The following is an 11323-nucleotide window of genomic DNA, read 5'->3' as shown; positions in this document are numbered from 1 at the left end:
CCTCCCGCAGATGGCGCGACATGCGCCCGGTCGAAGCGCTCTGCTATGCGACCGGGGCTGCGCTCATCGCGTCGGGACTGGTGCATCTGGTCGTCCTCGTCCTCGTCGTCGGCCAAGGCTCCTGGGAAGGGCCGGTGTCCTGGCGTAAACCGGTCACCTTCGGCCTGTCCTTCGGCCTGACGCTCATCGCCGTCGCCCGGGTATCCACCTATCTGCGGATCGGTGTCCGCCTCCGGACCGCGCTGCTGGGGCTGTTCGCGGCGGACTGCGTGCTGGAGGTCGCCGGAATCACCCTGCAGGCGTGGCGCCGGGTGCCGTCCCACTTCAACATGGAGACCCGCTTCGACACGGTGGTGTCCATGACGCTGGCCGTCGGCGGGGGAGTGCTGGTCGTCATTCTCTCGACGCTCTCGGCGGCCGCGTTCGCCCGGCGGCCCGGTGGCCCGCCCGGCATGGCCCTGGCGCTGAGGGCCGGCTGCGCCATTCTTGTCATCGGGCTGCTGTCGGGCGCGGCCATGATCGCGCGCGGCGTGTATCTCACCCGCACCGGGCACCAGTTGGCCGGATATGCTTCCACTGCCTCGCTCAAGCCCCTGCACGGCGTCTGTCTCCACGCCGTCCTGGTGCTTCCGGTACTGGTCCGCCTCCTGGACATGACATCGTGGAGCGCACACACCCGCGTATCCGTGGTGCGGGCCGCCGTCGGCTGTTACGCGGCGGCCGTCGCGGTGGCGCTGGTGTGGGCGGTCGTCGCTCGCTGATGCGGCCGTGAAGGCGAATACGGGGGCGCACCGGCGACGGTGCCGACAGCCGGACCAGCGGCAACGGATAGTCTCTGCAAGCCTCGTCGGATACCGGTCCCCTGGTGGGTGTGGGACCGGGACGATGCCATACCCCCGTCGTCGCCGTTGTCCACGGACCGGCCGGCCACGGGGCTCTCACAGCAACTGCGATGTACAGGAGACCCGATGGCTGATACCCCGCCCCGCCAGGCCCAGCGGCGCTCGGACGAGAGCGCTGCAGGCCCGGCGGCCGAGGCCCCGGGCCGTGTCGAGGCTGTGCCGACACCGCGCTACCAGGGGCTGTTCGTCGAACCCGATCTTCCGCCCTTCGTCGAGACCGAGTGACGACACCCGTACCTGGGGCCCGTAGGCCCGCACCGCCCCCGTTCCCGCTCCGGCGGGCACGGGGGCAGTGCGGTACCGGGCTCCCGTCCAGCGGCCCTTGGTGGTCCGGCGCGGGCCACAGCTGTGCGTGCGCGCCGCATCATGGAAGCTGTCGGCATGAACATCTCTGCCGACGAAGGCTCACCGGAACGAGCGGGCTACCGGCGATCGGCCGGGTCGCCGCGCGGTGAGGCCCGGCGCCGGGAACTGCTCGACCGGGTCACCGAGGACCTCGCAGCCAACGGGCTGGTGGATTTCTCGCTGCGGCGCGCCGCACGGGCGGCCGGCACCACGCACAAGGTGCTCCTCTACCACTTCGACGGAGCCGACGACCTTCTCGTGCAGGCGGTCGTCCAGCTGCGCGGACGCCGCATCGCGCAGGCGCTGGCCGCCGCCACCGAAGGGGAGGTCCGCCGGTCGCTGGGGGACTGGGTGCGCGCGATCTGGCCCATCCTGGTGGGTGAGGAGGCGCAGGTCCTCGACCAGGCCATCGGCCTGGCGATGTACGACTCCGAACGCTACGCCCCACTCGGCCGCGAGGCGTCCCAGCAGTACCTGCCCACGCTGCTGTCCGTCTGCCCGGACCACTGGTCCGGGCAGCGCAGGCTGGAGGTCGCCGAGATGGTCCTCGCCACGCTCCGCGGCTTCCTGGTGGATGCCCGGACCAGCGGTGACACCGCCGGGGTCGCCGCAGGCTTCGAGGCGCTGGTCCGGGCGCTGGAGCGCGAGGAGGCCGCCGCCGAGTGACCGGTGCCCCGGCCGGCACGAGCGACTGCGCTCCGGCCGGCCGGGCGGGTCAGCGCAGTCCGGCGAAGAGGTCGTTCTCGGGTACGGCCGCACCGGTGGCGTCCTTGACGCGCACGAAGGTCTCCATGCCCATGAACTCGCCGAACCGCTCCTTGCCCATCTTGAGGAAGAAGATGTTCTCCCCCTGACTGGCGTGCGCGGCCAGCGCATCGAACTTCTGACCGCTGTACGCGGTGGTGTCCACCCACGTGGTGATCTCGTCGTCGGGGAGGCCGATCTCGGCCATCGCGGCGGCCTCGGCGGGATCCGGCTCCGGCATGTCCTCATGGAACTCGCGCATGGTCTCCCCGAACCGCTGCATCATCGAGCGGGGCATCGTCGTCCAGTACACCTTCGGTGTCAGCTCGGTCATCTCCAGTGCCGCCATCGTGATGCGGTTGGCCTGGATGTGGTCGGGGTGGCCGTAGAAGCCGTTCTCGTCATAGGTGACGACCACATCGGGCCGGTAGTGCCGCATGAGTTCCGCAAGGCGGGCGGCGCCCTTCTCCACCGGTGTCTGCCAGAAGGATCCGGGGGCGTCGTTGCTCGGCCAGCCCATCATCCCGGAGTCGGCGTAGTCCAGCATCTCAAGATCGCTGACTTTCAGGACGTCACAGCTGGCCTCGAGTTCCTTGCGGCGCATCAGGGCGACGGCGGCCGGATCGTGACCGGGACCGTCCGGCTTGACACCTCCCGGCCCGTCACCGCAACCGCCGTCGGTACAGGTCACGAGAACCGTGCGGATGCCTTCTGCGGCATAGCGCGCGAGGATCCCTCCGGTTCCGGTGGCCTCGTCGTCCGGGTGGGCGTGTACTGCCATGAGCGTCAAGGGCCGGTCAGTCATGAAAGTTTCCTCCTGCATAAATATGGCTTGGTCCTGGCGCGCGGCACGCGTACCGCCGCACCGGGGCCCGGATCCTGACGGGTCGGACGACCTTGTGGTCTCCGTGTTCCCGCCCGCGCGGTGCCGGTCCCTCGGTCGATGCAACCGTTCCGACCGGACCGGCTGTTCCCCTCCGGCCCGACCGGCTTGTCGCGGCGCTGCCGCTCAGCCTGCCCGACGTCGGCGTTTCACCGCGAACGAGGTGCGGTGACCTGTACGTCCCGGCGCCGTATCGGATCCGGTTTGCGCCCGGTACCGGCCGTAATTCGTGTCCGGTCGGCCGCCGAGTGGCCATTGTCCGAGGGATTCGTGATCCGCCGCCCTTGGGACAGAAGGCGATGGACAGGATGTGAACCGCATGGTTCACTTTTTGGGAGGGATGAGTCCCGCCACCCGGAGGTCGTCATGCGTACGTCCACAGAACGCCAGAAGGTCCGATTCGACGCCGGCGGCACCGAATGCGCCGCCTGGCACTACCCGGGGACCAACGGCGGCTGCGTGATCATGGCCGGCGGTGGCGGGGTGACCAAGGAGCCGGGTACCGACCCGTTCGCCGCGCGGTTCCACGCAGCGGGATTCACTGTCCTCGCCTTCGACTACCGCCGCCTCGGCGAGAGCGGCGGCCTGCCGCGCCAGGTCGTGCGCGTCAAGGATCAGCTCGCCGACTGGCAGTGCGCGATCGCCTTCGCCGAGAGTCTCCCGGACGTCGATCCCGCGCGGATCGCCGTCTGGGGCTTCTCGCTGTCGGGCGGTCACGTCCTGCGCGTGGCGGCCCGCAATCCGCACGTGGCGGCAGCCATCGCGCAGACGCCCAACGCTGACGGACCGGCCGCCTCCCGCAACGCGACGCGGTATCAGACACCGCTCGCTCTGCTGCGGCTCACCGGCAGGGTCCTGCGGGACGCCATCGGCGGGCTCCTCGGCCTGCGCCCGGTACTGGTGCCGCTGGCGGGCGAGCCGGGTACGGTCACGATGCTCGCCACGCCGGACGGCATCGACGGAGACAGGGCCCTCAACCCGGGCAACCGGTATCCGGAGTGGCGGCAGGCGGTGGCCGCCCGCTCGGTGTTCGGCATCGCCATGAACCGGCCCGGCCGCGACGCGCCACGCATCCGCACTCCGCTGCTGGTCCTGGTGTGCGACCAGGACCGGACGGCGCTGAGTGAACCCGCCGTCCGGGTGGCCGGGCGCGCACCCCGCGCCGAGCTGGTCCGTCTCCCCGGCGGGCACTACGCACCTTTCCTGGACCAGCACGAACCGGCTGTCCGGGCCGAGTTGTCCTTCCTGCACCGGCACCTGCCCGACCCGGCGGCCACCGGGCGGCCCGCCACCGACGACGCACCGTCGGCAGTGCGGTCATGAAGGAGATCGAACTCTCCGCCGGGAGGGTCGCCTACGAGGACACCGGCGGCGACGGCCCCACGGTGGTTCTGCTGCACGGTTTGATGATGGATGCGTCCCTGTGGGACGCGACCGTCGCCGGGCTGGCCCCCGGTCACCGGTGTGTGGCCCCGACCCTGCCTCTCGGCGCGCACCGTCACGCGATGCACGCGGACGCGGATCTGTCGCTCCTCGGGGCGGCCCGGCTGGTGGCGGAATTCCTCGATCTTCTGGACCTGCGCGACGTCACCCTCGTCGGCAGCGACACCGGCGGGGCCCTCGTCCAGCTGCTCATCGGCGATGCCGCCGCAGCCCGGGTGGGACGGATCGTGCTCGTCTCCTGCGAGGCGTTCGACAACTACCCGGCACGGCTGACGGGTACGACGCTCGCACGTGCCGGCAGGCTGCCGCCCCGCCTCTTCGGGCTGTTCATGCAGCAGATGCGGATGCGGGCGGTCCGCCGGCTCCCGATCGCGTTCGGTTGGCTGACCGAGCGGGGTGACGCTGCCACACGCCGGTGGGCGCGGCCCGTCATGACCCGGCCCGCCATCCGCCGCGATGCGGTCCGGACGCTTCGGGCGGCGGGTGCGGACGCCCGCAGGCTGGCCGGGGCGGCCGGGGGCCTCAAGACCTTCGGCCGGCCCGCCCTCGTCGTCTGGGCCGCAGGGGACCGCGTGATGCCGCCCGAGCACGGCCGACGCCTCGCGGCGCTCCTCCCGCAGGGGCGGCTGACCGAGATCGCGGACAGCCGCACGCTCGTCCCGCTGGACCAGCCGGAGCAGCTGGCCCTGGCGATCGGGGAGTTCGTGCCCTCGCGCAGCCGGTGACGTCCGCTGCTGTGACCGGCGCGGACGTCACCGTGCCCCCATCTCCCGTCTCTCGGCGGCGGCCGGGCCTATTCGCAGGCGACCCCGTCACCGTCGCGGTCGAGATGCCGCCCGTAGCCGGGCTCCCCGGCGTGGATGGGTGCGGCGCCGGCCGCGCGAACAGCGCTGCAGTTGGCGTAGTACGCCGAATCGTTTCCCCCGTCTGACCCCGAGCTGCCGGAGGTACCGGAGCCGCCCGAGCTGCTTGAGTCGTCGGACCCGCCGGTGTCGGGTGCGACGGTGACTCGGACGGTCTTCGTCTTCGTGACGGCCGGCACCGGCTTCGGGGTGGCGGTGACGGTCTCGGTAACGGCCGGCAGCGGATCCGCCGATTCCGTCGCTGTGACGGTTGCGGCGGGCACGGCCTTGGCGTCCGCGGCCTTCTCCGTCCTGGTTCCGTCGTCGGAGGCGCCGCCGATGCCCACACCGATGAAGAGCAGGACGATCGCGGCAGGAATGATGATTCGTTTCCTCGTCCAGCCCGGCCGGTTCCCGGAGGGCGCCGGGGCCACATACGGGTGGGGCCCGGTGGGCTGGGGCGGTTGTCCCCAAGGCGGCTGCTGTGACGGCGGGTTGTGCGACATGGATCCCCCCAGGAGTGCGTGGAGAGCTGACCGTAGCCACGCCGGCCGTGCGCGCGGACTCATATGCTCCGGAAGTGACGGAGTTGTGACCAAAGGGTGAAGGCGTCAGTGTGGGGCGGTGTGCTGGCAGGATCGTGCCGTGGATCTTTCTGAGGGCTTGTCCGACTGGACGGACTGGGGTGGTGCGGCCTTCGCCGTGGGCCGCTCGCTGGGCATCTTCGGCGAGTCCGAGATGTTCTCACGGGTCAAGGGAGTGTTCTGGACGGACAACCCGCTGGGGAACGCCCTGCATGAGGTGCTTCTGCAACTGGCCGGCGCGGGAGTGCTGGAGCAGCGGGAGGAACCGGACGAGCAGTTCCGGTGGTCCGCGGGGTGAGGTCGGACCGACCGCTTGCGACCTGGGTGGGGCGAGGGTGGGACCGGTGAGGAAGATCTCCGAGGGGTGGGGTCGATCGGATTGCATCGCCACTACAGGTCAGGAACGTGCTGCGAGGATGTCGACAAAGGGGCGAATATTCGGATCTGCCGGAGTTGCCCTTGTTTCTGCTGTGCTGGCGGTGACGGGATGCACAGCCCAAGGCGATGCGGAGACGGCAGACAGGATGGCGCCCAAGGCGAGCGCCTACCTGACCTCCGCGCTGGACGTGATGGAGAAGCGCTCCCTCGTCAAAGCAGACGTGAACTGGCCGAAGGTTCGCCGGGACGCCGTCGCCCGTGCCGGGAACGCACAGACACCTGCCGAGACCTACGGGGCAATCCGCCAGGCGCTGAAAGATCTGGGGGACCAGCACAGCACCTTCTTCGATCCGCAGGAAGCGGACCAATCCCTGAACACGCCGGATGACGACGTGATGCTGCCCCAAGGGCGCCGCATCAAGGGCACTATCGGCTATCTGATGCTCCCGGCGGTTCCGTCCGACGGCGTTGCAGCACCGTACGTCCGCTCGGCACGCTCGACGGTCAGCACATTCGACGAACAGGGCACGTGTGGCTGGGTCATCGACCTTCGGAGCAACCACGGCGGAGACATGTGGGGCCCGCTTGCAGCTGTGGGAGCCATCCTGGGCGACGGTACGGTCGGCGGAGCTGTCTTCGCGGACGGCAAGAAGTCTCCCTGGGTCATCGAGAACGGCACCCCGCACGCGTACGTGGACCAGTGGGGCCCCGCCTTGCCCCTTGCCCGTCCGATGCCGCCGGTGGCCGTTCTGACCAGCCGGAGGACCGCAAGCGCCGCGGAAGCGGTCACGATCGCCTTCCGGGGACGGCCGAACAGCCGCACGTTCGGGGAGCCGACGCACGGTATCCCTACGGCGAACGACTCGTACCCGTTGTCCGACGGTGCGCTGGTCGTGGTGACCGTGGCCCGCGAAGCCGACCGCAACGGTCGCCTGTACAACGGGCCCATCGCCCCCGACGTGACCGTCCCGGAGGCCCGAGGGGGCGACCACGTGCTGAAGGCCGCTGCCGACTGGCTCAGAAGCCAGGACGGATGCCGCGGCGCTCGCTGACTGCCGCCCGGGCCCGTCGGCCCCGAAGCCATCAGCCTCAGCCGGCGGACTCGCCCGCATGCGGGCTCAGCGACCCCGCACCGACCAGGATGAACAGCGCGATGCCGAGCAGGACGCGGTAGATCACGAACGGCATGAAGCTCTTGGTCGTGATGAACTTCATGAACCAGGCGATCACGGCGTACCCCACACCGAACGCGATGAACGTGGCGAAGATCGTCGGGCCCCAGGCCACATGTCCCTCGCCGGCGTCCTTGAGCTCGAAGACGCCGGAGGCCAGCACCGCCGGGACGGCCAGCAGGAACGAGTAACGTGCCGCAGACTCACGGGTGTAGCCCATCAGCAGACCGCCGCTGATCGTGGCGCCGGACCGGGAGACGCCCGGAACCAGGGCCATCGCCTGGCAGAAGCCGAAGATCAGACCGTCCTTGACGCCCAGGTCCTTCAGGGACTTTCGCTCCCTGATCGCCCGGTGCTTGCCGCCGGTCTCGTCACGGGCGGCCAGCCGGTCGGCGACGCCGAGGACGATACCCATCACGATCAGTGTGGTGGCGATCAGGCGCAGATCGCGGAACGGGCCCTCGATCTGGTCCTTGAACGTCACGCCCAGCACCCCGATGGGAATGGAGCCGACAATGACCAGCCAGCCCATCTGGGCATCGTGGTCGCTGCGCATCGCGCGGTCCGTCAGCGACTTGAACCACGCCCCGACGATCCGGACGATGTCCTTGCGGAAGTAGATGAGGACTGCGGCTTCCGTGCCGATCTGAGTGATGGCGGTGAACGCCGCCCCCGGATCGTGCCAGCCGGCGAACGCCGCGGTGAGCCGCAGATGCGCGCTGGAGGAGATCGGCAGGAACTCGGTCAGTCCCTGAACGAGGCCGAGGACGAAGGATTCGAACCAGCTCATGGGGCTTGGGCCATCCTGAAGTGATCATGCATCGTCCGACGGGCATCGGTCCGTCGGCAGCGTGCGGATTGCGGTCGTGTGAGGGCTGGGCCGCGGGGCCCGGAGATCGTCTGTCGGTCGCGGGCAGCGTATCGCCCCCGGGTGAACAGGGTTACGACAACCCCCGACGGCCGCACGGGCGCGTCATCACTCGCCGCCCAGCCGGTGACGCCTGCGCCAGGCGACCACCGCGGCGCCGGCACCCGTCAGGACGATGAAGCCCATCGCGGCCAGGAAGGCGGGCGATGTCGGCGACGAGGCCTCGCTCCCCGCCACCACGTACGCGGCAGTGTTCGGGATCGAACCGAGACCGGTCGCCACCAGGAACGGGGGGTACCCCATGCGTGAGACCGCGGCGCAGTAGTTGGCGGCGGCGAAGGGCACGCCGGGGAAGAGCCGCAGAGCCAGCATCGAGCGGAAGCCGTGCCTGCTCAGCTGCCCGTCCGCCGCCCGCATCCAGCGCCCGCGCAGCAGCGTACGGAGCGCGTCCTGCCCCAGCACCCTGCCGAGCCCGAACGAGATGCCCGCACCGAGCACCGTGCCCGCCAGCGCCGCCGCCAGACCGGCCTGCGTGCCGAACAGCGCGCCCGCGGCGAGATTGAGCAGCGGTCGCGGTACGAAGGCCACCGTGCACACGCCGTACGCGAGACCGAAGAGCATGACGGCGACGGCCCCGCCGCTCAGCTGGGCCGGCCAGCCGGAGGCGAGCAGCCGCTGTGGTTCGAGGAGCAGCATCGTCGTCGCGGCGGCCAGCAGCACGGCCACGAGCAGTGAGAGACGGGACCAGGGTGAGAGCAACACCCTCGTGCAGCGCACGGCGAGGCCGGTGGCGGGCCGGGTGGCGGAGACGGGGTCGAGCATTCGGGGAGAGTATCCGACAGTTTGTGTGATCGCCGTAATGTGACCGTTATGAATGACGGAGTCGAACGTGCCCGGGACGCGGCAGAACAGGCCCCCGGTATCCCCGGCAGCGCGCTTGCCGACACCGTGCTGGAACGCCTCGCAGCGCTGTATCCCACGGCCGCCGACCCCCAACGTGCCAGGTCGGCCGCCGCGTACATGAAGCATGTCGCACCGTTCCTCGGCATTCCCGCCACCCGCCGCCGAGCTTTGTCCCGCACCGTTGTGGAAGGCACCGGGCGTCCCGGGGAGACGGACTGCGCCGCCGTCGCGCTGCGCTGCTGGCAGCTGCCCGAGCGCGAGTACCAGTACTTCGCCGCCGACTACCTCCGGCGCCACGTGGCCCGTTGCTCGTCCGGATTCCTGCCCGTCCTGCGGCATCTGGTCTCCACCGTGCCCTGGTGGGACACCGTCGACGTACTGGCCGCGCACGTCGCGGGTCCGCTGGTGGCCGCGGACCCGGCGCTCAGGCAGGACATGGACGCGTGGATCGACGACGACAACCTCTGGATCGTCCGCACCGCCCTGCTGCACCAGCTGCGCCACAAGGAAGCCACCGACACCGGACGGCTGTTCGACTACTGCCTGCGCCGGGCGGGCCATCCCGACTTCTTCATCCGCAAGGCGATCGGCTGGGCCCTGCGCGAGTACGCCAAGACCGATCCGCAGGCCGTACGGGACTTCGTCGACGCCGCCGGGGACCGGCTGTCGCCACTGTCCGTGCGAGAGGCCACCAAGCACCTCTGAGGCCCCTGCGGCCCTCGCCGGGCCTGTCATCTCCCCAACCCCTGTGCCGCCCGCCGAAAATCGTTCGACGGGCCCGCCGCCGTCGGACATGATCGGAGCATGTTCCGGTACGCCTTCCTCGCAGCGCAGTCCGCAGTCGCGGACACGCCGAAGGCTGCCGCGAACGTCGCGGTCACCCTCGCAACAGCAGGTGCCGTTGCAGCGGTCGCAGCAGCGTTCACCGCTGCCGCAGCGCCCATCGGCGGCGCCCGAAGCTGACCCTCCCCCGACAGTCCGGCGGACCCCGTGAGGGGAGGGTCGGCGGGGCCCTGGGGTCTTCTCTCTCAGCTTCGAATTCCAAGGAATGAGCCATGCCCAAGACGGCATACGTGCGCACCAAGCCGCACCTCAACATCGGCACCATGGGCCACGTCGACCACGGCAAGACCACCCTGACCGCCGCCATCACCAAGGTCCTGAGCGACCGCGGCACCGGCACGTTCGTCCCGTTCGACCGCATCGACCGGGCGCCGGAGGAGGCGCAGCGGGGCATCACCATCAACATCGCGCACGTCGAGTACGAGACCGGCACCCGGCACTACGCGCACGTCGACATGCCCGGACACGCCGACTACATCAAGAACATGGTGACGGGCGCCGCCCAGCTCGACGGGGCGATCCTCGTCGTCTCCGCGGTCGACGGGATCATGCCGCAGACCGCGGAGCACGTGCTGCTCGCGCGGCAGGTCGGCGTCGACCACATCGTCGTCGCCCTGAACAAGGCGGACGCCGGTGACCCCGAGCTCACCGACCTGGTCGAGCTCGAGGTGCGTGAGCTGCTGTCCGCGCACGGGTACGGCGGCGACACCGTGCCCGTCGTGCGGGTGTCGGGCCTGCGGGCGCTGGAGGGTGACCCACGCTGGACGGGGGCGGTCGAGGCGTTGCTCGACGCCGTCGACACGTACGTACCGATGCCGGTGCGCTACACCGACGCGCCCTTCCTGCTGCCGGTGGAGAACGTCCTGACCATCACCGGCCGGGGCACGGTCGTCACCGGAGCGGTGGAGCGCGGCACCGTCCGCGTCGGCGACCGGGTGGCGGTGCTCGGTGCGGACACCGAGACGGTCGTCACCGGTCTGGAGACCTTCGGCAAGCCGATGGAGTCGGCCGAGGCCGGGGACAACGTCGCTCTGCTCCTGCGCGGGGTCGAGCGCGACCGGGTCCGCCGCGGCCATGTCGTGGCGGCGCCGGGCAGCGTGACACCGAGCCGGCGCTTCACCGCGCAGGTGTACGTCCTGTCGGGGCGGGAGGGCGGCCGGAGCACCCCGGTCGCCACCGGTTACCGGCCGCAGTTCTACATCCGCACCGCGGACGTCGTCGGCGACATCGACCTCGGCGCGGCAGCGGTGGCGCGCCCCGGTGAGACGGTCACCATGACCGTCGAACTGGGCCGGGACGTACCGCTGGAGACCGGCCTCGGTTTCGCCGTCCGCGAGGGCGGCCGCACGATCGGCGCGGGCACGGTCACCGGGCTGCTCTGAGGACGCGACGGCACAGCCGGGCCCTCCTCCCGTA

The 11323-nt window shown here is 70.6% G+C and carries 14 protein-coding genes; 10 read left to right on the top strand and 4 right to left on the bottom strand.

Translation table 11 applies throughout. The annotated features are described in order from the left end of the window. Positions 1 to 20: 20 nt before the first annotated feature. The 3 genes from ACFVW8_RS11500 (at position 21) to ACFVW8_RS11490 (ending at position 1913) form a co-directional block, all read left to right on the top strand. Positions 21 to 761 carry a hypothetical protein gene (locus ACFVW8_RS11500; protein ID WP_389688556.1) on the top strand — a complete coding sequence of 247 codons (741 nt, stop codon included), beginning with the start codon at positions 21 to 23 and terminating at the stop codon, positions 759 to 761. 207 nt (positions 762 to 968) lie between these two features. Then, on the top strand, positions 969 to 1127 hold the full coding sequence (locus tag ACFVW8_RS11495) for a hypothetical protein (RefSeq protein WP_311306963.1): 159 nt from the start codon (positions 969 to 971) through the stop codon (positions 1125 to 1127). A gap of 156 nt (positions 1128 to 1283) precedes the next feature. Continuing rightward, positions 1284 to 1913 (top strand): TetR/AcrR family transcriptional regulator, encoded by a 630-nt coding sequence (locus ACFVW8_RS11490; RefSeq protein WP_389688550.1) that lies wholly within the window; start codon positions 1284 to 1286, stop codon positions 1911 to 1913. Between the two features lie 49 nt (positions 1914 to 1962). Here ACFVW8_RS11490 and ACFVW8_RS11485 read toward each other — a convergent pair whose 3' ends face one another. After that, entirely contained in the window at positions 1963 to 2796 is an 834-nt protein-coding gene (locus ACFVW8_RS11485; RefSeq protein WP_389688549.1) for a PIG-L family deacetylase, read from the bottom strand. A 444-nt stretch (positions 2797 to 3240) separates the two neighbouring features. On the opposite strand from ACFVW8_RS11485, the gene ACFVW8_RS11480 reads away from it, so the two are divergent. Together ACFVW8_RS11480 and ACFVW8_RS11475 are read left to right on the top strand one after the other, a co-directional pair. Next, complete coding sequence (locus ACFVW8_RS11480) at positions 3241 to 4197, top strand: alpha/beta hydrolase (RefSeq protein ID WP_389688548.1); 957 nt, start codon at positions 3241 to 3243, stop codon at positions 4195 to 4197. Further along, positions 4194 to 5042: an alpha/beta fold hydrolase gene (locus ACFVW8_RS11475; RefSeq protein WP_389688547.1), complete on the top strand. Its 849-nt coding sequence runs from the start codon at positions 4194 to 4196 to the stop codon at positions 5040 to 5042. Before ACFVW8_RS11480 ends, ACFVW8_RS11475 begins: the two co-directional genes overlap by 4 nt. 68 nt (positions 5043 to 5110) lie before the next feature. On the opposite strand, the gene ACFVW8_RS11470 is transcribed toward ACFVW8_RS11475, so the two are convergent. Continuing rightward, positions 5111 to 5593, bottom strand: a complete 483-nt coding sequence (locus ACFVW8_RS11470; protein ID WP_389688546.1) for an excalibur calcium-binding domain-containing protein — start codon at positions 5591 to 5593, stop codon at positions 5111 to 5113. Between the two features lie 211 nt (positions 5594 to 5804). Between ACFVW8_RS11470 and ACFVW8_RS11465 the strand changes: the two genes are divergently transcribed. Both ACFVW8_RS11465 and ACFVW8_RS11460 read left to right on the top strand, forming a co-directional pair. Next, on the top strand, positions 5805 to 6041 hold the full coding sequence (locus ACFVW8_RS11465; RefSeq protein WP_389688544.1) for a hypothetical protein: 237 nt from the start codon (positions 5805 to 5807) through the stop codon (positions 6039 to 6041). Between the two features lie 226 nt (positions 6042 to 6267). After that, a complete protein-coding gene (locus tag ACFVW8_RS11460) occupies positions 6268 to 7173 on the top strand; it encodes a S41 family peptidase (protein WP_389688555.1) in 906 nt (301 codons plus the stop codon). A gap of 37 nt (positions 7174 to 7210) precedes the next feature. On the opposite strand, the gene ACFVW8_RS11455 is transcribed toward ACFVW8_RS11460, so the two are convergent. Together ACFVW8_RS11455 and ACFVW8_RS11450 are read right to left on the bottom strand one after the other, a co-directional pair. Then, positions 7211 to 8083: an undecaprenyl-diphosphate phosphatase gene (locus ACFVW8_RS11455; protein WP_389688542.1), complete on the bottom strand. Its 873-nt coding sequence runs from the start codon at positions 8081 to 8083 to the stop codon at positions 7211 to 7213. Between the two features lie 186 nt (positions 8084 to 8269). After that, a complete protein-coding gene (locus tag ACFVW8_RS11450) occupies positions 8270 to 8983 on the bottom strand; it encodes a TVP38/TMEM64 family protein (protein WP_389688540.1) in 714 nt (237 codons plus the stop codon). 48 nt (positions 8984 to 9031) lie between these two features. Here ACFVW8_RS11450 and ACFVW8_RS11445 point away from each other — a divergent pair, with 48 nt between their 5' ends. From ACFVW8_RS11445 to tuf, 3 genes are all read left to right on the top strand, one after another. Beyond that, complete coding sequence (locus ACFVW8_RS11445; protein ID WP_389688538.1) at positions 9032 to 9769, top strand: DNA alkylation repair protein; 738 nt, start codon at positions 9032 to 9034, stop codon at positions 9767 to 9769. A 99-nt stretch (positions 9770 to 9868) separates the two neighbouring features. Further along, the gene (locus ACFVW8_RS11440) at positions 9869 to 10027 is read left to right on the top strand and encodes a hypothetical protein (protein ID WP_389688536.1); all 159 of its coding nucleotides are present in this window, start codon (positions 9869 to 9871) and stop codon (positions 10025 to 10027) included. 92 nt (positions 10028 to 10119) lie between these two features. Then, positions 10120 to 11289, top strand: a complete 1170-nt coding sequence (tuf, locus tag ACFVW8_RS11435; protein WP_389688534.1) for an elongation factor Tu — start codon at positions 10120 to 10122, stop codon at positions 11287 to 11289. Positions 11290 to 11323 lie beyond the last annotated feature (34 nt).

It is taken from the genome of Streptomyces sp. NPDC058221 (assembly GCF_042882365.1).
Classification (GTDB): Bacteria; Actinomycetota; Actinomycetes; order Streptomycetales; family Streptomycetaceae; genus Streptomyces.
The sequence above is the reverse complement of the archived record's forward strand: the minus strand, read 5'-3'. Positions and strand labels throughout refer to the sequence as shown.

Bases quoted from the DNA above. Each gene is read 5' to 3' on its own strand.
- ACFVW8_RS11440 (WP_389688536.1), top strand. From the start codon at position 9,869: ATGTTCCGGTACGCCTTCCTCGCAGCGCAGTCCGCAGTCGCGGACACG.
- ACFVW8_RS11495 (WP_311306963.1), top strand. From the start codon at position 969: ATGGCTGATACCCCGCCCCGCCAGGCCCAGCGGCGCTCGGACGAGAGC.
- ACFVW8_RS11475 (WP_389688547.1), top strand. From the start codon at position 4,194: ATGAAGGAGATCGAACTCTCCGCCGGGAGGGTCGCCTACGAGGACACC.
- tuf (WP_389688534.1), top strand. From the start codon at position 10,120: ATGCCCAAGACGGCATACGTGCGCACCAAGCCGCACCTCAACATCGGC.
- ACFVW8_RS11450 (WP_389688540.1), bottom strand. From the start codon at position 8,983: ATGCTCGACCCCGTCTCCGCCACCCGGCCCGCCACCGGCCTCGCCGTG.
- ACFVW8_RS11485 (WP_389688549.1), bottom strand. From the start codon at position 2,796: ATGACTGACCGGCCCTTGACGCTCATGGCAGTACACGCCCACCCGGAC.
- ACFVW8_RS11480 (WP_389688548.1), top strand. From the start codon at position 3,241: ATGCGTACGTCCACAGAACGCCAGAAGGTCCGATTCGACGCCGGCGGC.
- ACFVW8_RS11455 (WP_389688542.1), bottom strand. From the start codon at position 8,083: ATGAGCTGGTTCGAATCCTTCGTCCTCGGCCTCGTTCAGGGACTGACC.
- ACFVW8_RS11460 (WP_389688555.1), top strand. From the start codon at position 6,268: ATGGCGCCCAAGGCGAGCGCCTACCTGACCTCCGCGCTGGACGTGATG.
- ACFVW8_RS11490 (WP_389688550.1), top strand. From the start codon at position 1,284: ATGAACATCTCTGCCGACGAAGGCTCACCGGAACGAGCGGGCTACCGG.
- ACFVW8_RS11445 (WP_389688538.1), top strand. From the start codon at position 9,032: ATGAATGACGGAGTCGAACGTGCCCGGGACGCGGCAGAACAGGCCCCC.
- ACFVW8_RS11500 (WP_389688556.1), top strand. From the start codon at position 21: ATGCGCCCGGTCGAAGCGCTCTGCTATGCGACCGGGGCTGCGCTCATC.